This is a genomic window from Paenibacillus aceti, from assembly GCF_003614185.1.
Classification (GTDB): Bacteria; Bacillota; Bacilli; order Paenibacillales; family Paenibacillaceae; genus Fontibacillus; species Fontibacillus aceti.
Genome location: NZ_KZ987724.1, coordinates 3841044 through 3864117, shown reverse-complemented (window position 1 = coordinate 3864117; position 23074 = coordinate 3841044). Strand labels below are relative to the sequence as shown.

The following is a 23074-nucleotide window of genomic DNA, read 5'->3' as shown; positions in this document are numbered from 1 at the left end:
ATATATTCATTATGTGTGAATATCGGTGTTGATCTGGCGTAAGGCGTAAGAGTGCTCTACAGCCGGAGCAGCAAAGTTTGAATTTGGAGGCGTGTCCATGTTAAGAGGATTATATACGGCTGCATCGGGCATGATAACCGAGCAGCGGCGTCATGATACGGTTACCCAGAATATTTCGAATATCAATACTCCGGGGTACAAGCAGGTAAGCTCGGTCTCGCATACTTTTCCGGAAATGTTAGTTTCGATTATTGGAGACAAGCAGTCCGGGAACAGTCGCAGGATCGGGAAGCTAGCTACCGGGGTATTCGCTGAGGAAAGTCTGCCTTCCTTTGTTCAAGGGGATTTGAAAGAGACAGGCAAGAAGTCGGACTTCGCGCTTCTGTCCAATATTGGCCTGAACCATCCGAATACAGGCGAATTGATTCCATTTGATGCATCAGGTAGGTATGTGGATGATAATGGTGAAGTATTTTACCGCCCGGAAGCCTTCTTCACTGTGATGGACAATAATGATCAGCTTCGCTATACAAGAGACGGAAGCTTCAAGGTGGATGCCGACGGAGCGTTGTTAACCTCTCAAGGATATCGGGTGCTCGATATGAATCACAATCCGGTTGTATTGCCCGCAGGGGTATCCCTCGATGCTCTGCAGAGCGACAGCGTGGGGAGACTCTACTATTATAATGAAGTAGGTACTCGCGAGGTAGTAGCCAATCTGGGCATCTCGGTTGCGGATCGTCCTCAGGAGTTGGTTCGGGATGGCAATGGCGTATATCGTGAAGTATCTGGAGCGGACGCTAATATCCGCCAACTGACGAATCGCGAGGGAGCAGAGGTGCGCCAAGGCTGTCTTGAGGTATCCAATGTGGACCCCGCGCAAGCGATGGTAGATCTGATGGCCGCACAGCGGGCCTATGAATCTAACCAGAAGATCGTACAATTCTACGACAAGACTCTGGACAAAGCAGTGAACGAGGTTGGCAAGGTATAAGACTCTGGTATGTGATCAAAAGTGGACAATTTGATTAACCTTTATTAGTATATGGTGAATGGCTTAAATATAGGAGGTGCTACATGAACAACTCCATGATCAGCGCCATGGTATCCATGAGCGGCATTCAGCAGCGTCTCGATCTGCTCGCTGACAATATGGCCAATATCAACACGGTTGGATATAAACGCAAGGAAGCGGTGTTTGAAGATACGTTGACCCGGGTTCAACAGCAGGCGCAAGGGATGAAGCTGCCCGGACGTGTCTCGCCTAGTGGCTTCAATCTCGGATTCGGTTCGGCAATGGTGGGGGCTGCGGTTAATTTTGAACAAGGTCCTATCAAGCTGACGGATCGTCCGACAGATTTGGCGATTGAGGGGAACGCCCTGTTCTCGGTCATGACGGCAGGGAATACCAAGGCCTATACCCGGGCGGGCAACTTCATGGTTCAGCCTGACCCTAATGATGCGGAATCTGCTTGGCTTGTTACGAATGATGGCCATTATCTGTTGAATACAGAAGGGGAACGGATTGTCGTTCCAGCCCACTCCAAGCTGCAGATTGATGAGCAGGGACATATTACGGCGGTCGCCGCCTCTGGCGCTGCTGTAGATGCAGGTCAGATTCAACTATATACGCCGCTGCGCGCGGATGCGCTTCAGAAGCGGGACGGGAATTTATTCGTGTTGGCTCCTGGAGCTCAGGAGGACGATGTGCTGGCGGATACTTTCGGACTTCCGATGAACCAGCAGGCCCGGATTCGTCAGGGAGCCGTGGAAGGCTCCAATGTGAATTTGACCAATGAAATGGCGGAATTGATGCAGGTTCAAAGAGCTTATCAGTTATCAGCCCGTGCCTTGACCTCGAGCGATACCATGATGAATTTGGCTAATAACTTACGCGGGTAGGTGGAGAGCTTCATGGCAGAAAAGAATAACCCGGAAGTTGTTAAGAAACGTCCATGGTGGGGCGTTCTGCTTCGGATCGTGTTGATTCTGTTGTTCCTGGCGGCTGCATTGATCGGCGGGGCAATCGCCGGATATGTAGTGCTTGGCAAGCAGGATATCCACGATGTACTTGACTGGAGCACCTGGCGTCATGTCTTCGATTTGGTCTTTGCTCCTTAGCAGACCATTTAATTTCCATATTTTGAGTGAGATAGCTCCCGGAGACGGGAGTTTTCTTTTTGTATAAGGAGAATGTATAATGATGGGGGACTAAGAGTTAAGAGCTAAAGGTTAACTGTTAAGTACGATATGCTTGGTATAAGTAAAATGAGAAAGGGCTATATCTGATGCAGCTATCGCCACATGAGATTAGCCCCTTATCTTAACCTTTCGCTTCTGCAGACGCTTAAGGATAATTAAAGTGTGATCGAGTTTAGCTGTTTTTATACTAAATACGAGTAATTTAAATCTGGAAAGGAGAATACATATGATGGATGTTAAACAAATTCAGGAGATTATTCCGCATCGTCCGCCGTTCCTGCTGGTGGATCGGATCATAGAATTAGAGGAGGGTAAACGGGCTGTCGGGATCAAGAATGTGACCGTCAATGAACCGTTTTTTACAGGTCATTTCCCGGAATATCCGGTTATGCCGGGCGTGCTAATTACTGAGGCACTGGCTCAGGTAGGGGCTGTGGCTATTTTACACTTGGAGAGCAATCGCGGGAAGATCGGATTCCTGGCCGGACTGGATGAATTCCGCTTTCGTGGTCAGGTGGTGCCTGGCGATACGCTGCGCCTTGAGGTGGAGATTATTCGCTTGAAGGGCTCGATCGGTAAGGGGAAGGCCGTAGCCAAGGTTGACGACAAGGTCGTAGCTGAAGGCGTTATTATGTTCGCTTTATCTTAAGCAGCAGTTTGTAATGTGTGATTTTTTACTGTAGAGAGACCTGTCTATCCATTAGATTTGGTGAATGGACTTAGAATTGTATAGGAGGAGTTTGTGATCATGGCTGAACTTAGCTTGAATGTGAGACAAAAACTGGACAGCTGGCTCCAGGACCCTGCCATCGATGAGGCTACGAAGCAGGAGCTGCGGCAGCTTGAGAGTAATCCGGCAGAATTGGAGGATCGCTTCTATCGTGATCTGGAGTTTGGGACGGGTGGATTACGCGGGGTCATCGGAGCGGGTAGTAACCGGATGAATCGTTACACGGTCGCTCGTGCTACTCAGGGGTTTGCTCAATATATTTTGCAGGCGCATGGGGGGCAAGAAGGCCGTCCTTCTGTGGTCATTGCCCATGACTGTCGCCATTTCTCACCTGAGTTTGCTCTGGAGGCTGCTCTGGTACTTGCCGGCAATGGAATCGCAGCCAAGCTGTTCCCTTCACTTCGTCCGACGCCGCAGCTATCTTACACGGTGCGTGAGGAAGCGGCAACTGGCGGGATTGTGGTTACTGCGAGCCATAATCCGCCGGAATATAACGGATATAAAGTATATAACGCCTTCGGTGGGCAATTGGTGCCGCATGAGGCCGAGCAGGTGATTGCCAATATTCGTGAAGTAACCTCTTTTGGTGAGATCAAGCGTCTTAGCCGTGAAGAAGCAGAGCAGCAGGGACTACTCATCTGGCTTGGGGAAGCGGAGGATGAAGCCTTTGCCGAGACGGTTGCGGCAACGAGTGTGAATCGTGAGCTTATGACTTCCGGGGCTGCCAAGGATCTGGTCGTGGTCTATACTCCGCTGCATGGGACAGGGAACCTTCCGGTGCGTCGTGCGCTGGACAAACTGGGCTTCACCCAGGTTCATATCGTGAAGGAGCAGGAATTGCCGGATGGTAATTTCAGCACCGTTAAATCTCCGAATCCGGAGGAACGCGAAGCGTTCGCGATGGCGATTGAGCTTGGCAAGCAAGTGGGAGCGGACATTCTGATCGGCACGGACCCGGATGCGGACCGGATGGGTGCGGTCGTTCGTTCGGCGAGCGGAGAATATGAGATTCTGACCGGGAACCAATCCGGTGCGATTCTTGTCCATTATGTGTTAAGCCAAATGAAGGAAGCAGGCAACTTCCCGGATAATGGGGCAGTGGTGAAGACGATCGTCACCAGTGAGATGGGCGCGACGATTGCCCGTCACTATGGCGCGACCGTGTTCAATACGCTGACTGGATTTAAATATATCGGTGAGAAAATGAATCAGTTCGATGAGACCGGCGAATTTACTTACCTGTTCGGCTATGAGGAAAGCTACGGATATTTGGCTGGCAATTATGCGCGCGATAAGGATGCGGTGGTTGCCTCGACCTTGATCTGTGAAGCGGCCGCTTATTATAAGCAGCAAGGCAAGACATTGATCGATGTGCTAGAGGAGCTGTATGCCAAGTTCGGATATTATCGTGAAGCATTGGCATCACGCACATTGAAAGGGAAAGACGGGGTTGCCAAGATCAGCGCACTTATGGATGCTTTCCGCAGCAATCCTCCGCAGCAAATCGCTGGCACCCCAGTGAAGGAAATGCTCGACTATTCGCTCGGTCTGGACGGTCTGCCTAAGGAAAATGTACTGAAATTCATGCTTGAGGATGGCTCATGGTTCTGCCTGCGCCCATCCGGGACAGAGCCGAAGATCAAATGCTATTTCGCAGTATGCGGCGAGTCGAATGACGATGCCAAAGCCAGATTGAACCGTTTGCAAGCGGAAGTATTGGCTCGCGTAGACGCCTAAGCCTGGCATAATTCACATTGCTGTAGTCCTTTTGATCGAGGGAATCGTTATTTAAAGTAAATACATCTCGTATTTAAGTCGACTTACTCAAAGTCGACTTAAATGCTGTACATGGGCAAAATAGCTGTAACTTAAAAAATGACAATTTGATAATATTTAGCGGCTAAATTACAGTATTATTGGACTAGGCTTGTGGCGGTAATCGACTATTATGAGGGGGCCATTTGCATTTTTACAGTTTCTCGCTAATGCGATAAATTAAATTTTGGTATATAGTAAACAATTGTGTTATAGAGGATGGAATCGGCCAGCTCTATCCTATTATCAAGCAGCTCCGTCTTGGAATTTAATTTCCAATTTTGATTAATGGGGCGGTTAGATTGTAAGATAGAGGATAAGTGTAAATCGTATTTTTTCTTTGTTGAGGAGGTAGCTTTGTGGTACAAAGTTGGCAGCGGTGGAATCAGGCTTCCCGCAAATGGCTATGGATTTTGGTAGTGATCGGGATTGTAGCCTCCATACCTGTAATTTATCAACGGGTGGAGACGGAATCATCGGCGAATAAAGTGGAAATTGTATTTAATTATCGTGGTTTAGTGGAAATATCTAATTATCAGGCGAACCCGGCCGCTTATATGAATGAGCAGTTGGACAGGCTGAAGGAAGCCGGAGTCACGACGATGGCTCTGTTCGAGAGTACATTGGATGAATATCAGAAGACAAGGCGGATTATGGTCTTTAATGAGGCTGATATCGCCAAGCTCAATAAATCGATCGTGAACTCAAATCACAACTATAGTTATATTGCTTTTACGAGTGAAGAGAATGAGAAGCAGCTTCGGCCTGTGATCGAAGAAGCTTTTCACGGCTATGATGTTGCGGTGGGGCCTTGGGAATATGAAGGACGTCCGGGATTAGTGATCGAAATGTCGCCGGATGAAGCTGTGTTGAAGCCGATGCCGATCGATAAAATGGCGTTCTCGATGTTGGAAGAGAGAGGTTTCTACATATTGCCGCGGATGTCGGATAATATTCCGTATGATCAAGCGGCGATGGATGAGGAATTGCAGTATTTTGCCGATCATGGTGTGAATCGTATTCTGTTCGAAGGTGAAGCTGTCAAAGGATTTCAGGACAATGCAAGCTTGAATAGCTTGCAGGGCTTTGCCGAACTGCTTAATAAATACAAGATCGGGATCGCTACGATTGAGAATTTGAAGGCTCCTCAGAAGGGCCTGAACAAGCTGGCCTATTTAACAGATTATAATGTGGCCCGCTTGCATTCGCTTACGGATGCAGAAGCAAGTCAGTCTACGGACACTTTGGCGGATCGTTTTGCGCTAGCTACTAAGGATCGTAATATCCGAATGATCTATTTAAATGCTTCTCCAGCCAAAGATGCTGCGAAAGCGGCGATTACGAACCCGATTGACAATCTGATCAATTCGCTTCAAGAGCCGGGAAATGCGATCAAGCGTATTGAGAATAACGGCTTCGAGTTCGGACAGGCAGAGGCCTTCCATGTATATGATGCTTCCTGGCAGAAATATTTGAAGGCGCTGGTCGTCCTTGGCGGGATCGCGATGATCGCCTTGTTGATTTCGTATTTTATCGCTCCGCTTACCCTGGCGGCTTTCGTGCTCGGACTGATCGGTTCGGCTGGGCTGTATGTGCTGAATTCGACGTTGATGGAGCAGGCGCTTGCTTTGTTCGTAGCGATTAGCGCGCCGACGATTGCGATGGTGTTGGCGATACGCAAGGTGAATGAGGTAAGTGGCTTAAGGACAGGGCTTACGGTTGGCAAAAGATTGTCGCATACGATTGTTCTATACGTCAAAACAGCGGTTATTTCGCTGGCGGCGGTTCCTTTTGTCATCGCATTGCTTAATAACATTACTTACAGTCTGGTTCTGAATCAGTTCCGCGGCGTCAGCCTGCTGCATTTGGGACCGATTCTGCTGATTACTATTTATGTCTTCCTGTATCAGGGGGAGTCCATCTGGAAGGAATTGAATCGTTGGCTGCAAATGCGGATTACGCTTCTGTGGGTTCTGGTTATAGGTGTGCTGGGTGCGGTAGGGCTCTATTATCTGTCCCGTACAGGGAATGCCGGGTCGCTGCTGCCTGGTGAGGCAGCGTTCAGATCGCTGCTGGAGAATACTTTTGGTGTCAGACCGAGAAATAAAGAGTTCTTGCTTGCGCATCCGCTGTTCCTGGTAGGGATATTTGCAGCGTTCCGTTACCGTTGGGCGCTCTACGCGATGGTGGTCGCGGTCATGGGACAGTTATCAATGGTAGATACATTCGCTCATATTCATACTCCAGCGGTGTTATCGCTGATCCGCGGCTTGCTGGGGTTGGGCCTCGGCTTGATTGTTGGCTTAATCGCGATTCTAATTTGGCATATTATCGAAAGGTGCTGGGATAAATGGTCGCCGCGTCTCCTCAAACCATAGTTTTATCGGGATATTATGGCTTTCGCAACAGTGGGGATGAAGCTGTGCTGCAATCGATTCTTACTGCTCTGGAAGAAGAAGGCCGTGCCAATGAAGTTCAGATTGATCCGGTAGTGTTATCGATAGATCCAGAATGGACTAGTCGCACCTACGGAGTAAAAGCCGTACATCGGATGAAATTTGCGGAAGTAAGGAACGCTATCAAGAATAGCGACGGCTTGATTAGCGGCGGGGGCAGCCTGCTGCAGGATGCGACGGGATGGAAGTCGATCCCGTATTATCTCGGCGTGATCAAGCTGGCGCAATGGCTTCGGAAGCCGACTTTTGTATATGCGCAGGGCGTAGGCCCGGTTAATCGCAAGCTGTTCCGTCCATTTATCGCTTCGGTGTTCCGGCGCTGCGATTATATCTCCGTGCGGGACGCGGAGTCGGCGGAGCTGCTGCGCAGCATGGGCATTCCGGGCGGGGACATCCAGGTTGTCCCCGATCCGGTGATGGGGCTGAAGCTGCCTGTCGATGGGGTGGCAGCTTCAGCCGATCCGCAGTTAGACTCGCGCCCGGTGGGCGGTGAGTCTGCTGCGGATTGCACTACCGGCGATGGGGTGCCGGTAGTGGGGGTGTCGGTCCGCTTCTGGACAGAAGCGCGGACCGAACTGGCGAAGCTGGCCGAAGGCCTGGCTTCGCTGAGCCGCCGCAAGCCGGTGCATATCCGTTTTCTGCCCTTTCATTTCCCAGGCGATGACGAAGCGTCGCGCTTCGTCATCGAGAGGATGGGAAATGTGGCAGAAAACGGCAGCACCGTCAGTATTGCGGCGGAGACGGAGCATCCGCAGGATATGCTCCGGGAGGTCAGCCAGTGCAGCCTGCTTATAGGCATGCGGCTGCACAGCCTGATCTACGCGGCCTCGCTGGAGGTTCCGCTGCTCGGCATCTCGTATGATCCGAAGATCGATCATTTCCTCGGTCGCATCGGCAGCGTTCCCGTCGGAACGACGGAGGAGCTCGATCCGCGGATCGTTGCTTCGCAGGCAGAGCGTCTGCTCGTGGATGGTGAAGCCTGGCGCAGAGCGCATACGGCGAAGATCGGGACGCTGAAGAATGCGGCTCGTATGCCGGCGCAGCGTATCGTAGAATTACTACGGAGCAAGGGGTGAACCAAGGATGACAATGACACAGAATCCGAAGGTACCGACAGTTTCGGTGTTCGGCATTCCAGTATGTAAATGGGGAATGAAGGATACCGTTGATTATTTAGCCAAGGCGGTCTCTTCGGGAACACCACATCAGATTATTACAGCGAATCCAATTATGATTATGGCCGCCCTGGAAAGTCCGGAATACAAGCAGATGATGCAGAACGCTGAATTGATTGTACCGGATGGCAGTGGCGTAGTCTGGGCCGCGCAGAAGGGTGGCGATCCGGTTGCTGAACGTGTAGCGGGGATCGATTTGATGCATGAGCTGCTGCTGCTTGGAGCACAGAAGCAATGGAGGGCCTATCTGCTCGGATCAACGCAAGAGGTGATCGAGGAGACGTCGAGCCGCTTGTCTAGGCAATATCCGGGTTTGGTTATCGCGGGATATCGAGATGGTTTTTTTGGCCCGGAACAGGATGAGGAAGTGGTTCAGGTGATTAAGGAGGCCGCTCCGCAGCTGTTATTCGTCGCTCGTGGGGCGGATAATCAAGAGCCCTGGATTGGCAAATATAAGCAGGAATTAGGAGTGCCGATTATGATGGGTGTCGGCGGCAGTTTTGATGTCATCTCCGGCAAGACCAAGCGGGCACCGCTTGTATTCCAGAAGCTTCGGCTTGAATGGTTATACCGTCTATTGAAACAGCCATCCCGTTTACCGCGGATGCTGGCGCTGCCGAAATTTACAGTTCGGGTGATGCGCGAAGGAGAAAACCTGACCAAAATAAGATAATTAATTGAATTATTGCGAAAAACAGCGTAATATTGCTTAAATACAGGGTTGGAGATTCCTTTTAAAGAGAGTATAATCATTCCGGCAGAACAATTGGAGGTTAATACACATGTGGATGATCTATACCATCGGGTTTATCGTCGCTCTCGGTTTGTCACTGGCTCTGACACCGCTTGTTAAGAAATTCGCATTTAAGGTCGGGGCTGTGGACGTGCCTAATGCACGTAAAGTGCATACGAAGATTATGCCGAGGCTCGGTGGATTGGGCATTTATTTATCTTTTATAGTTGCTTTTTTGCTGATCGTATGGTTTGTACCTGATTCTTTCTCAGCACGTGAAGTAAATTTCATCAAGGCATTTCTGGTTGGCGGTACGATGACTGTTCTGCTTGGGGCGTTGGATGACCGCTTTGATTTGCCGGCTAAGTTGAAATTCGTCGTTCAAATTGCTACAGCCTGCGTTGTGGTCTTCGGATTCGATGTGCGGCTGGAATTTGCGAATATACCGTTCCATACTTACGCTTCGATCGAGAGTTGGATCGCAATTCCGTTCACAATTCTATGGATTGTCGGGGTAACCAATGCGATCAATCTGATCGATGGTCTGGATGGGCTTGCCGCCGGGGTCTCCGGTATTGCGATTGCTACGATCGCCGTGATGGCGTTCATCATGGGCAATGTGGTCGTTGCTCTCATGAGCCTGCTGCTCTTGGGCAGTATTCTTGGCTTCCTGCACTTCAATTTCCACCCGGCCAAGATCTTCATGGGCGATTCGGGTGCGTTATTCCTTGGCTTCTGCCTGGCTCTCTTATCTTTGCTTGGGTTTAAGCAAGTCGCGATCGTATCCTTCCTGACGCCGCTGATTCTGATCGGTGTGCCGCTGTCGGACACGATGTTCGCGATCATTCGCCGCTGGATGCAGAAGAAACCGATCTTCTCTCCAGATAAGGGGCATCTGCACCATTGCTTGCGAGAGCTTGGATTCAGCCACCGGCAGACGGTGCTGATTATTTACGGGATCGCCGCTTTCTTCGGGGTGCTTGCAGTTATCCAATCCTCAGCAGCGGTGTACAACGCGAACTGGGTTACCTTCGTAGTGATCTGCGTGATGGTCTTCTTCCTGCAAATCGGAGCCGAAGTTATCGGCCTGATCGGCAAGACGAAGCGGCCTGTACTGGATTTTCTGGCACGTCTGCGCATGAAGGTCGGAGAGGAACGCGGTTCGAAGTAAGTCGCTTGGTTAGCATGAAATTTCGTACGTAAGTCATGATTACAGAAATTATATAAATTATTTAGAAGTATATTGGGACAACCTCTAGGGTGCTTTGGCGCTGTGGGGGTTGTTTTTTGTGCTGGTAAGACCTTGTTACATCTATTCTATTCAGTTCTTCATTGAAGTGTGGCGGTATAGATGGCCTAATCATTATTAGGTACCTTATTTAGCGTTGCTTAGTATCTCCCCATCCCTCCCCTGCGAACTCCAAAACTGCATAAATGCAGGCTTTTTAGCCCTTTCCTCTAAAATCGAGCAGATGTGGAGAGAATACCTGCATTATCGCAGGAATTTATCATTTTGAATCGCGATGTTGGTGAAATTCCTGCATATTTGCAGGCTTTCTAGTGTGCGACTATACTTCATCCTACGTCACTTCTACAACCCCTACATTGGGCTGTAAATACGATCATTCTCGACCATTAAATTACATTTGTTGTTGGCATGTACAGTAAGGGGCGAATCGGCTATACTAGGGGCATGATCCATGATAATAGGGCAAAAGGAGGTTCTTTCTATGAGTGAGGTACTTCTGCAGATTCTACATAAGCTGGACAGAATTGAAACTGAGCAGCAGGCGATGAGATCGGATATAGGAACGGTAAAGTTGGAGTTAGGATCAGTAAAATCGGAATTAGGATCAGTAAAGTCAGAATTAGGATCAGTAAAATCGGAATTAGAATCAGTAAAGTCAGAATTAGGGTCAGTAAAGTCAGAATTAGGGGCAGTAAAGTCAGATACACAGTCGTTAAGGTCTGAGTTGGAAGCAGTGAAAGAGACACAAACCCTGATGCAATCACAGCTGAGTGAGACGAATGCGATTGTCCGGGCCATCCGGGATCGTCAGGAAGAGACCGATGCTAAGCTGGATGCCTTAAGCATGGATGTTCACAATCTGCGTGGCGAGTTTGCCCAGGTTAAAGAAGGTCAAGAACACCACGAGAGAGTCCTGGAGAAGCTGTCACTTCGCTCCATTGAGCAGGAGGCAGATATTTCAGATTTGTGGAGAGTCAAATTTTTCGCAGAGCGCGATAAAATAGCTGCCCGAGATAAGGTAGCAGTCTCTGATTAATAATAATCCCGTTTGCAACACGATGGTCCTGTTAAGCCTGCCTTTATTAGGTTGGGCTTTTTTGCTGTACATATATTTAAGAAATGGATTTTGCCGTTATTCTAAAAGATTGTCACCTTTTGTCCGATAACAAAAATAAGTGCCGATTTTTTGGACGGTTTCCGACATGGAAATGCGGGAATCACCAGACCATTCAAAAAGGAGAGATAAACACATGCAACGCATCAAGAAATCAATCGTGTGGCTTCTGCTCATGGTATTGGTAGGCTCCCTGTTTCCGGCAGGGCTTACGCAGCAAGCGATGGCCGCAGGTAATGATTTAACATCTACGACATACTTTAGCCCGGATATCCTCGATATCCGCAAGACATCTAATCTTGATTTAACGAAGGAAAATTTGCGGGATGAGGTTTACATTACCAATAACCCGACGATTTCTATTAGCGGGACTTATTCTAAAGTTTCTGGAGATACGCTAAGAGCTCAGGTAGACCTCTTCACTTGGGACGCAGCGAAGAAATCTTGGATAACCGATAAGGTCCATTCTGCACCTGGGACGGTTCAAAAGGACTCCAATACGCCAGAGAGCCGCTTTGTAGCATCGAACCTGACTTTGTTCCCTGGCCTGAACCGGATTACTTTTACAGGCACGATTGGGAACTTGGAAGGTTCTGAATCTTTCTATGTTCTGTATGACAAGATTCCTTTTGTATCTAAGCTCGTTATTTCCGGCGGCGGTCTGCTGTCTGATGTGAACTTGAACGAAGGCACAAGAGTTGTAGTGGAGAATTCGCCGATTTCGTTACTGGGTGAAGTTCATAATACAACGAAAGCTACTGTATCTGTTAATGGAGGCGCGCCGTTATCCACCGAGATTTATAACAATCAATTGGCGACACCGCCTCTGAATCTGGTACCGGGCTTGAACAAGCTGAAGATCGTATTCACGAATGCGTCTGACTCAATAACAATCACCCGGGACGTATACTACTTCAAACAGTCTGATCCTTTTACAGATATGTATGTCATGGATGGAAATCAAGAATACAAAGTATTCGAGAATAGACCATCGTTGACGACTACTGGATTAACACAGGCGCAAATGATTGTTCAAGTTCTGTTGCCATTTACAGCAAGTGACAAAGACTTTGTAGCCGATTCAAAGATCACAGTAGGTGGCCAAGATGTAACGATTGCCGAAATCCTTGACTCCAACCTATATAGTGATTCGGGAAGTTTCAATCCTAAGGCGGGAAGCGAAGTTGTAATCACCGGTTCGGGTGGTAATCCATCCTATCGCCTTGTAACCTTCAGAACAAGTGCTTTTAATCTGGAGACTGAGAATGGGGCGGTGAAGACGACTCAATCGCCACGAGTAATCGTGAATTATGGAGCGAACGGTTCGGCATGGAACTTTACGGCTTCTTATACGCCGACTTTCCAGTACCTTTCCGGTCAAGTATTGATTACCGACATGAAGTATCTCCCGGATTACAAAGATTCGTATGGTGGGAAACTGGATAATGTCAGCCAAACTAAGCTTGATGGTGCGCAAGTAAGCAACGGCGATTTTTATATTATGGTGAAGACAAGTGGCACACCGGACGGGTCACTTACCGGTGAGTACCTACCGTTAGGAACGAAGACGCTCAACATTACTAGAATGTCTGAAGTGGAAGGTATGACAAATACCTGGATATATAAAATAACCGGCTTCTCCAACGGTGAGCAGCAAGTCAGATTTAAATATGATAATTCTTCACCTGTCACTGTGAAGATTTCCTATGTATCCAAGAACTATATTTATATTAGTAATCTGTTTGATGGACAAACCTATACTTTTAATTCGAAATTGGCTGCCAACGAAATGAATATTACCGGTGAATATATCGGTTTTGAGAATTTAACGAATTCTCAATATTTCATTAATGGGATTTCTGGTGAGAACTTGAAAGACGGGATTGATGGGACTGACATCAAATTGGATGTCGATCTTACTGCCAATCCCAAGCAGACTAAGTTCAGCCTGACCTTATTCATCAAACCAGAGGGGCCGCTTGTATACGGAGAGAACTCAATCGTATTTACCGGTACTTCTATGGATAACGCGGGTAATAAACGTGAGGTTCGTAAGGAACTTAGAATTTATATTGTAGATGAGAATATCTCGAATATTAGTCAGTTCCATCCAGCCAAGGTTCCTGCAACAGGGAAGTCGCGCGCGCCATTCCCGACCAAGGAGCAATTTGAGTCCCCAGATACAGATGTTAAAGAATTAGTCAAAGAAATGATCGCCAAGATCTTTGAGCATCCTGCAGAGTTTACGTTCAAGGACGATAAATATACGACGAGTGAACAAGAATATGATCTAGTTATTCGCGGCGGCGGGGCAAGATATGTAAACTTGTATTTTGGCTCAGATAAAATATTCACCGTCCCACTCGATATCGAAACGAAGCATGAAATCGCCACTTACCAAGGATATAATTATGACCTAACGGGTAATGAGAATGATTTTATTCTGCGGATTCGTAATTTCAAATTTGAATCTCCGGGTACGCATGTATACAATCTGGAATTGGTGAATTCGACAGGTGCTCGTACTAATCAACGTCTAGAAATTACACGTGAGCTGGCACCATATCGTTTGCTTGCACCTCAACCAACAGTGGGCGATAAATATGTGGTGAATAAGAACTTCATCCGCTTTGATATTGAGGCTGAGGGAGCTACCAAGGTTGTTATCGACAAGGGTGAGGCAACCCGTCGGCCAGAGCCGGAAATGAAGGATCGATTCACTTATGATTATGTTGGTTTAAAACCGAACAAGGCAACGAAAATCAAGATTCAAATCGTCCGCGGTGATGCAACGATTAATGACACGATCGAGGTTTTCTATACAGGTACTGTAGAAATTGATTCTCAATTTATGGCTGAGAAGGTCTCTAATAAATATAGTATTTTCAATAAATCGTTAGAGCTTAGCTTCCCGAAAGGGACGGTGCTTCAATCGGCCAATATGAACAGCAATCGGGTGACGAAGTTCTATCCTGATAATAAGATTCTATTCGGTATTGCCGATCCGAAGGACGGCGTTGTTGAACGCCGCAATGACTACGGCGGCTTTATCAACAAGAATGATGGTATTAACAATATCATTATCCCGGACACCTATATCAGCCGTTTTAACTCTACGGTCGACACCTCTAACTTTACACGCATTTCTCAGATTTACTGGATTAGCGGTGGGGTTGGCGAGTTAGGTGATAAAGGGAATATTGGTTATAAGGCCTCGACGAATGGTCTGGCCCCTTATTCAACTGAAGGCTTCTTCACAGCTTTCGAGAACGAACGCAAGATAGTTCCTTCTCAACGCGGAACATTGACACTGAGCTATGATCCGAATGTCGTGGACCAAGCTGGTACCTTAGTTACTGTATTTAGATATGTTGATGCGGGGGGCTTTGGCAGATGGGAGAGAGTCCCTGGGTCGGTTAACTCCAGCAAACATACGATTACAGTACCATTTGATGAATTTGGTTATTATACGGTAATGAAGCTTAACCGGGGTTACAGTGATATTACGAACCATCCTTGGGCGAGAAATATTCTAAATGGTCTCTATTCCAAAGGAATTATGGAGGCGTTGCGTGCTGATGCCTTCGGTGCTGATGATCAGACGACACGCGGCGAGTTCGCAACATTACTGGTCAAGGGTCTGAACATACCTATTAACGCCGATGAGAATCAGCAAACCTTCTTCGACGTGCCATATGGTTCCAAAACGTCAACTTGGGATTTCGAGCATCTTGAGACGGCAGCTAGAGCCGGTATCATCACTGGTCGCACGGAGGGATTCTTCTCGCCGAATATGCCTATTACTCGGCAGGATGCAGCTGTAATGATCTCCAGAGCGATGAAGTCATTGAAATTGCCAGCGAATGATCAGAAGCTGAAGGATAATTTGGCGAAATCATTCCTTGATTCCGGCAAGATGGATTATTACGCTCTGCCATCGATTTCGGCCGTGACCAAGGCTAAGATCATGAGCGGTACCCCAGTGACCTTGCCAGGGGCTAAGAAGCCTTCCTATAACTTCAATCCGGATAGCAATATGACTCGGGCTGAGGCAGGTAAGATCGTTGTAGAGCTGTTTAAGAAGACGACGAATATCTTCCCGAAGAATTTTAGCTAGTAGCGAAAATCATCCCCTTGCCTTCAGCGGTATGCGGCAAGGGGATATTTATTTCCAATTACATCATTTTGTAATTTGCTGGAGATTAAGTTACAATAGGCAGAGTAAGAAAGATAGAGTAAAATATTGAGAAGTACATTTTTGCAAAAAGGGTGAATTTGAACAGATGAAACCGATAATGTCGAAGCCGCAGCTAGGATATTCGCAGGCAAAGAGAAAGTTTGAGGATAGATCCAAGGTATTGGAGAAGAGAATTGAAGAGATCGCTAAGGAACAAGAGGTTACTCAAGAGATTATGGAAGGCCTTGTAGTAGAGACTGGCTTCCATGAAGCGTTCAATGATCTGCGTAATGCGGAGAATGAATTGATCGATTGGTCACATAATACAATGAAGCATGAGAAGGAATATAAGGATAACAAGCAAGCGATTGATGATATGTATGCCAAATTGAACTCTGATCCTAAGATGCGTAAGCGGATTATTCAATTAGCGATGAGAGTAAGATAATAATAAATTGCAATCGTATGTGGTTTATTCAGCCTATAAGGCGTCCGAATTGGACGTCTTATTTGTGCTTCCTGTACATATATTAGAAATATTGAGCTGGAAAAACTTGCGAGTGACTTGGGATATTCAGGGGTGTTATACTAATTTCCGTCAGCAGGAACACATGACAAAATGATGAAATGCAGGGGAAGACTAGAAAAGGTAACAATCCTGAAATTTTTTTTGAAATAGGCGCAACTTTTTCGATCCTGCTGCGTTTAAGATGGTGAGCATGACGATGAGGACCAAATTTAGACATTCCATCATGTTCCTCATGGGGAAACTTGTCTATCTTTTAGAAAAATTAACTTTACGCCACCTGGGACTCATTGTATAATGTTAAGTTAGGATTAGGAACCTAGTCTATTTGTACATTCTATTAACTTGCTCAATAGTTTATAAGTTTCTGTGACCCTGTCGCAGACCTAATTTATAGGAATCCTGCTCAGACTCTGGAAAGGGGGTGCAATGGCTAATGAGTAACAAGAGCTATTCATTTAAAGAAAACTCTTATGTGATAGTTAATCAAGGAGGAGAAAAAAAGGTTATGAAGAAAATTTTATCCGTAGCTTTGTCTACAGCAATGGCATTCTCCATGTTTGCTACTGTAGCATTCGGTGCTGACGCTAAGTTGACACCAGAGCAACAATTTAACGCATTGAAAGACGCTGGTATCGTAGAAGGTTTCCCAGATGGACAGTCCCACTTGGACAGAAGCCTGACTCGTGCTGAATTGGCTAAGATCATCACTAAAGCAACTGATCTTACTCCAGTAGAAGCTACTTCTTACAACGATAAGAACTATGCTAAGCACTGGGCACGTACTTACATTGAAGCTGTAACTCAAGCAGGAATCATGGAAGGTAAGAACGCTGAGAAGAAATTGTTCGATCCAAGCGGCAACCTTTCCGTTCAAGAATTGGCAGCAGTTCTCGTTCGCGCACTGAAACTTGAAGTTCCAGCTGACGCTAACAACACAGCTTCCGAATGGGCTAAAGGTTTCGTAGAAGCAGCTGTTAAGGGCGGATACATCGATGCTGGTATCAACTACCAAGCTAACGCTAGCCGTTCCCAAGCAATCGTTGCTGCATATGCAATCTACCAAGATGCACAATTCAAAGTAACGAAAGCTGAAGCTATCGATGCTACTCACGTTAAATTGACTTTGTCCAATGGCGAAGTTGTTGACGTAACTTTGGAAAAAGCTCTTGAAGCTAACAAAGCAACTGAGCTCGAGTACACTACTAAAGATGGTAAAGTGTTGAAATACACTGTTACTTGGGTAGTGACTACTGCAACTAAAGTTGAAAAAGTCTCTGCTTCTAACTTGAAAGAGGCTGTAGTAGCCTTTGATGGTAAAGTTGACAAAGAAACTGCCGAAGATGTAGCTAACTATTCTTTGAAATCTGGTAAGGCAATCAGCAAGGCTGTATTGTCAGATGACGAAAAGACAGTTACATTGACACTGAATGGTACGCTTACTAACAATAAAGCGGACTTCCTTACTGTTTCCAATATTAAAGCTGGAGATTCGGTAATCAGCGCTAAAGAAGTTGAATTCTACACTGTTGATAACCAACTTCCTGAAGTAAGCGAAGTGAAATCTCTTGGAACAAAATCCGTTAAAATCGTATTTAGTGAACCAGTTCAATTGCCAGCTCAATCCAGCTTTGAACTCGATGGCAAGAACTACTTTGGCAATGTTAAACAACCTACTTTAAGAACTGTAATTTTGACTCCATACAATACTAGTGCTCTTGCAGTGGGCGACCACAAATTGGTAATTGGCGGAGTTTATGATTATGCAGGTTTCAAATCTTTGAATACCACTCATGAATTTACTGTAGTGGAAGATAAAGATGCTCCTACAATTACAGAAGCTTCTGCAACTTTGGAAACTGTAACAATTACATTCTCCGAAGAAGTAGATACTGATACTGTTAAAGCTGCAAATGTATATTGGAAATCCGGTAGCGACAAGAAGAAAGCTAATACTTTCGAAGTAATTGCAGATAACAAGATCAAATTTACTTTCAAAGACACTGAATCCTTGCCAACTGGTGCTATTCCAGTTTATGTTGAAGGCGTAAAAGATTACAGTGGCAATGAAATTGCTAAGGATAGTTCTGTTATTGTAAATCCTGAGATTGATACCACTCGCCCAGAAGTTAAGAAAGCAGTTTCTGATGGAAATAAGACAGTTAAGATTACTTTCTCTAAATCACTTGAAAGTAAATCGGCTGAAACTAAGGGCAACTACACTGTAACTAATAAAGATAACAAAGTACTTCCAGTTAAGAGTGCAGTATTGAATGGAAAAGTTGTAACTCTTGAACTTTATTCCGAAATGTCTGTTGGTGGAAATACTTTGACTGTAAAAAATGTTAAGGATTCCACTCGCCTTCAAAACACAATGCTTGATTATAGTGGAAGTATTGATGTAGCTGACACTAAATCTCCAGCTATTGATTACAAACTTATTAACCAAAGAGACAGAACTGTAATTGTTGGTTTCAGCAAGAAGATGGATCCTGCTACATTGGCTGATTATTCCAACTACTATGTTCAAGTAGGCGATACTCTTAAACCATTGACAAGTGCAATTGCTGATATTTCGATCTTCAATGACAGCAATGCTGTTGCATTTAAATTCTCTGAAGAGTACGCAATGGGCGCACAAAGCTCCGATGCTAAACGAGTTTCTCAATTGCAAATCCTTGGTGTTAAGGATGAAGCTGGTAACCTGTTGAAGGAATTTACTACAAATTCTCCAGATTACAAAATTTCTTTAGCAGAGGATAAAGGATTGGAACTGGCTGTATATGACAAGGAAATTTCCAATACTCACAAAGCTGCATTAGTTGATAAACACACTCTCGAAGTGAAACTGTCTGCTGGAGTAACATCTGGTTCTAAATCTGCATTTGAGGTTACGAATACAGTAACGGGCGCTGTTTATACCGTAGATAACATCGAAGTGAACGGAACATCTAAAGTGAAATTGAACTTTGGTGATAAAGAATTGAACACTACTAGTGCTGCTAATTTAAAAGTGAAAGTATACTTTGATCAATTGACTACCCTTGCTGGAAGAGTTGGAGCTACTGGTGAAACTGACGTTCTGGATAAAGTAAAACCAGAGTTTGTTGGTGACAACGTTGCAGTTAATGGTAATAATCTTGAAGCTAAGTTTACAGAAGCTATCCAATTGGATCCAGCAGCAAATGTAACATTACTTGCAAAAGACTTCGAAATTACTCGTTATTTCGATGGTAAGAAATTAGTTGCAGGTATTGATTACACAGTTCAAGTGAATCCTGAATCTGTTACAATCGTACTTAGCGATGCTGGCAGAAAAGAAGACACTAGCTATACTGTGAAATTCCTTGGATCTAAGTATCTGACAGATACATCTATTGCGAAAAATGAAGTAGCATCGTTTGAAAAGGAAACAAACGGTAGAGTTGCAAATAATAACTAATATCTTGCAGCTTTCAGAGAAAGAGGGCATTTGCCCTCTTTCTTTTTTGTTTTTCGAAACATTTTTCATCCTGATACGTTTAATTCTATAAGGACATTACTGTATAGGAGGAAGTATGTTGAAAAAGAAGAAAGTTTCGGCACTTGCGGCTACGCTTGGGATTACAATGCTATTGACAAGCTCACATGGAGCGATGGCGGCGGGGACTAAGACGACGAAATCAACGACAAAGTCGACAACAAAACAGAGCACCACGACGGTACATACCTTAGCTAATCTCAAACCCGTAAATATATCTGCTAAGAGTACAGCAGCTTTAACAGATGTAAATATTCTAACCCTAGATGAGGAGAGTATTCTTACTTATACATTGACTATCAAAAATGGGGATGGAAAAACTCTAGATTTATTAGACTATTGGTCTAAAGTGAAAACCGCTAATGGAACTAAATACAGTGCCACATTAATGACAAAAGATAAGGATAAGAAAAAACTATCTGCTGGATCCTCAACAACATTAACGTTTGTGGCTAAGGTTGGTAAAAACACCAAAATTAGCGACCTTGTATTCCAAGTCATAAAGTGGGATTTCAACCAGGCTGGTTATGAAAGTTTAAAAGGGCAATTTAAGATTCCTGCGAGTTATTTGACTTCTACACCGGCGAATCAGGCAAAAACTTTAAAAGTATTCGATACACCGATTAAAACAAAAGTGAATCAGGTGGCTGCATTTGCTTCTGGTGATTATAACTATGTTAGCATTGGCTTGAATTTGCAGAACGTTGGTTACAAAATATTTGAAGATCCGAAGGTTAAGTTTGTTGTCAAGACAGCCAATGGTGCAAGCTATCCATTGACTGCGGATCCAACAAGCACAGATTACAAAATACAACCGCAGGATAATAAAACATTGAATTTAATGACTCAAATTCCGAAGAGTATTAAATTAAACAAAATGGAAATTCAATTGGTTCAGGACGACGAGACTTCTAAGCTTAGTTTACCGATTGCTACGATGCAGTTACCTAACGTAGCCAATAAATCGCTGGCGGTTGAGGCAAATACGGACAAGTATATTTCTCTAGGCAATGGAAAGATAGCTGTCCGTATAAATGGAGCAACTATGTTGCAAAGTTTTGATGAACATAATCTCTCAATGCATCTTGTCTTAAGGAACACAAGTGGAACGACAGTAAAGTTACCTAAGTATCAATTTGATTTGCAGACTTCTGATGGTTATCGTCTACCAATAGATTCGCAAGTTATGGAGAATATAACATTACAGCCTCTAGAAGAGAAAACTATAATGCTAAATGCAACTATTCCTGCCAATGTCAGTGCTGCTGATCCACAATTATTTATGAATCTACCCCCTGCAGAGGATGCCAAAGATAATTTCAGCTATCCTGTAGGTGTCTTTGCAATGCCGGAAATTCAATCGATGCAAAATATGATTGGTCAAAAACAATTTGTACAGACTACTCAAGGACTTGTAGGATTTACACTTTCATCCTTACAAAGATTGCCTTGGAGCGACGGTGATCTAGTCGCTGCAAGGATTACAATTTATAATCCCAGCTATAAAACGTTGTTACTTCCCGAATTGACTGGTCAACTTAAAGTTGACCAAGCTAAGTTGACATCGGATTCTAAACTGATCACTACCCAGGGTGCTAGTTTATTAGGTGGTAATATGTCGACAGATGTATATGTAGTTTCCAAAGTTCCAAGTTATCTTAGCTTTAGTCAAATCCAGGTTTCTTTGATGCAGAAGATAGGAGAAAATAATACTTCGGAATGGATGCAATTCAGCCATGTAGGGGCGGCTCCAGAATTAACTACAATTGCAAGTGGTGAAATCTATTCTATTGATACTGAGGGACGTAAAGAAGGAATTAGAGTACTTCGTTCTTTCGTATATAATGGTGCTGGTTCGGATCTGATTTATACAGACCTTGAGGTAACAAATAAAGAGGATCATCAAGTTGATCTTTCACAATTTGCTGGATCCTATCAAGCTTCTGGAGGCCAAACTTATAAAGCTTCTGTAAGTCAGATTGAAACATCTGCAGGACCGGAAGAAAAGAGTGTTGTTACTTTGTGGGCAAAGATTCCTAAGAAGATCAACACAAATGAAATGAAATTGATTATCGGGGAAGGTATCACTGATAATAAACTAACTGCAGTCAAGGAAGTACCAACGGGATATATTAATGCCGCTACATTGGAGTTGGGGATTAATGGACCTAACAAGAGAGGTAACTTATCTGATTTGGATCTTTTCCCTTATACGTTGACAATAAAAAATGTAAAAGCTACTTTAAGTGGATCAACTTCAGTGAACCTGAATTTTGAATATAATCAGAAACGGGATATGGATTATAATATAGGAGAGTTTGGACATAAGTACTTGTTCGAAGTCGTCGATTCCACCGGTCGCACTTTTGAAAAAGAATTCTCACCCGAGACTGATTTGAAATTGATGAATGGAGGCAGCGCTGGCTTCAATTTTGAAGATGCTGTATTCCAAGACCGAAAGATTGGCAGTTACAAACTTAATATTTATGATGTATTCCAAGGCCAAAAACTATTGCTTGGAACACAAGGATTTAATTATTATTATAAATCTGTTGATTAACAAATTACCTAAGCAAAAATCCCCACCCCGGGGATTTTTGCTTGTTCCAGTCTATTAAAACGAATATCATTAATAGTAATTGAACAAATAGATTCATAGAGGAGGAACATGATGAAGACAGCATGGAAGGTGACTGCCGCGGTTGTGTTGATTGGCGGGAGTGTGTGGGCAGGAGCGTTGATGAATTTGCAAGCAGAGGGGGCTGGCGTGACGAATCAGCCTGGTACCTCGGATGACCCTGTAGTGACCAAGAGTTATGTGGATCAAGCCATTCAGCAAGCTCTGAAGGGCGGAGGGGCTACGGTACCTGCAACTCCAGGAGAATCTACTAAGCCGTCTACTCCATCGGAGAGTGGCAATGGTTCCTCGGACGAGGTGAAGGTAGTTGATGTGAAGCCAGGTCAAACCCTCATCGCTTCGGCAGGTGCGGAATTCGTTGTCCGTTCCGGTAAAGCGGTGGTTTACAGTGAAGATAAGAACGGAGTTACTGATTTGACAGACGGTGTGGATATCCCTAATGGTGGAGCCGTCTCGAATAACCATTTATTAACCTTCCCAAGAGCTGGGCGTGGTATTCAGGTGCAGGAAGGAAATAAATATAATTTAACGGTAATGGTCCGCGGAGGATATCAAATTAAGTAAAACAATTGAGATTCAAAAGTCCGGTTTTCAGCACCGAGAAGGTTGGATGAAGCTAGGGTCTGAGGAGCGAAGCGTACGTAGTTTGTACGTGAGCACCGGAAGGCCCGGGTGAATTCAAGATTCGATGTCGAGATACTTCCTGATCTACTTCGTGATCAAAAGCGGATTTTTTGAA

General features: G+C 45.1%; 15 protein-coding genes. All 15 read left to right on the top strand.

Annotation, left to right across the window (positions count from 1 at the left end; genetic code table 11):
- Positions 1–97: 97 nt before the first annotated feature.
- The 15 genes from BFJ94_RS17335 to BFJ94_RS17265 all read left to right on the top strand — a co-directional run bounded on the left by BFJ94_RS17335 (position 98) and on the right by BFJ94_RS17265 (position 22899).
- The gene (locus BFJ94_RS17335; protein WP_120463781.1) at positions 98–994 is read left to right on the top strand and encodes a flagellar hook-basal body protein; all 897 of its coding nucleotides are present in this window, start codon (positions 98–100) and stop codon (positions 992–994) included.
- An 83-nt stretch (positions 995–1077) separates the two neighbouring features.
- Positions 1078–1902, top strand: a complete 825-nt coding sequence (locus BFJ94_RS17330; RefSeq protein ID WP_120463780.1) for a flagellar hook-basal body protein — start codon at positions 1078–1080, stop codon at positions 1900–1902.
- 12 nt (positions 1903–1914) lie between these two features.
- Positions 1915–2121 carry a DNA-directed RNA polymerase subunit beta gene (locus BFJ94_RS17325; protein ID WP_120463779.1) on the top strand — a complete coding sequence of 69 codons (207 nt, stop codon included), beginning with the start codon at positions 1915–1917 and terminating at the stop codon, positions 2119–2121.
- 307 nt (positions 2122–2428) lie between these two features.
- Positions 2429–2851 carry a 3-hydroxyacyl-ACP dehydratase FabZ gene (gene fabZ, locus BFJ94_RS17320; RefSeq protein ID WP_120463778.1) on the top strand — a complete coding sequence of 141 codons (423 nt, stop codon included), beginning with the start codon at positions 2429–2431 and terminating at the stop codon, positions 2849–2851.
- Positions 2852–2950: 99 nt separating this feature from the next.
- The gene (locus BFJ94_RS17315; RefSeq protein WP_120463777.1) at positions 2951–4669 is read left to right on the top strand and encodes a phospho-sugar mutase; all 1719 of its coding nucleotides are present in this window, start codon (positions 2951–2953) and stop codon (positions 4667–4669) included.
- A gap of 437 nt (positions 4670–5106) precedes the next feature.
- A complete protein-coding gene (locus BFJ94_RS17310; RefSeq protein ID WP_120463776.1) occupies positions 5107–7125 on the top strand; it encodes a DUF5693 family protein in 2019 nt (672 codons plus the stop codon).
- Positions 7098–8279, top strand: coding sequence for a polysaccharide pyruvyl transferase CsaB (gene csaB / locus BFJ94_RS17305; protein WP_120463775.1), 1182 nt, complete (start codon positions 7098–7100; stop codon positions 8277–8279). The genes BFJ94_RS17310 and csaB overlap by 28 nt, the downstream gene beginning before the upstream one ends.
- Before the next feature lie 7 nt (positions 8280–8286).
- Positions 8287–9051: a WecB/TagA/CpsF family glycosyltransferase gene (locus tag BFJ94_RS17300; RefSeq protein WP_120463774.1), complete on the top strand. Its 765-nt coding sequence runs from the start codon at positions 8287–8289 to the stop codon at positions 9049–9051.
- A gap of 109 nt (positions 9052–9160) precedes the next feature.
- Entirely contained in the window at positions 9161–10282 is a 1122-nt protein-coding gene (locus tag BFJ94_RS17295) for a glycosyltransferase family 4 protein (RefSeq protein ID WP_120463773.1), read from the top strand.
- 559 nt (positions 10283–10841) lie between these two features.
- Positions 10842–11396: a hypothetical protein gene (locus tag BFJ94_RS25880; protein ID WP_229716935.1), complete on the top strand. Its 555-nt coding sequence runs from the start codon at positions 10842–10844 to the stop codon at positions 11394–11396.
- Positions 11397–11610: 214 nt separating this feature from the next.
- Positions 11611–15591: an S-layer homology domain-containing protein gene (locus tag BFJ94_RS17285; protein ID WP_162944316.1), complete on the top strand. Its 3981-nt coding sequence runs from the start codon at positions 11611–11613 to the stop codon at positions 15589–15591.
- A 166-nt stretch (positions 15592–15757) separates the two neighbouring features.
- A complete protein-coding gene (locus BFJ94_RS17280) occupies positions 15758–16099 on the top strand; it encodes a hypothetical protein (RefSeq protein WP_120463771.1) in 342 nt (113 codons plus the stop codon).
- Between the two features lie 514 nt (positions 16100–16613).
- Positions 16614–19619: an Ig-like domain-containing domain gene (locus tag BFJ94_RS17275; protein WP_120463770.1), complete on the top strand. Its 3006-nt coding sequence runs from the start codon at positions 16614–16616 to the stop codon at positions 19617–19619.
- A 115-nt stretch (positions 19620–19734) separates the two neighbouring features.
- Positions 19735–22257, top strand: a complete 2523-nt coding sequence (locus BFJ94_RS17270) for a hypothetical protein (RefSeq protein ID WP_120463769.1) — start codon at positions 19735–19737, stop codon at positions 22255–22257.
- Positions 22258–22368: 111 nt separating this feature from the next.
- Positions 22369–22899 carry a hypothetical protein gene (locus BFJ94_RS17265; RefSeq protein WP_120463768.1) on the top strand — a complete coding sequence of 177 codons (531 nt, stop codon included), beginning with the start codon at positions 22369–22371 and terminating at the stop codon, positions 22897–22899.
- Positions 22900–23074 lie beyond the last annotated feature (175 nt).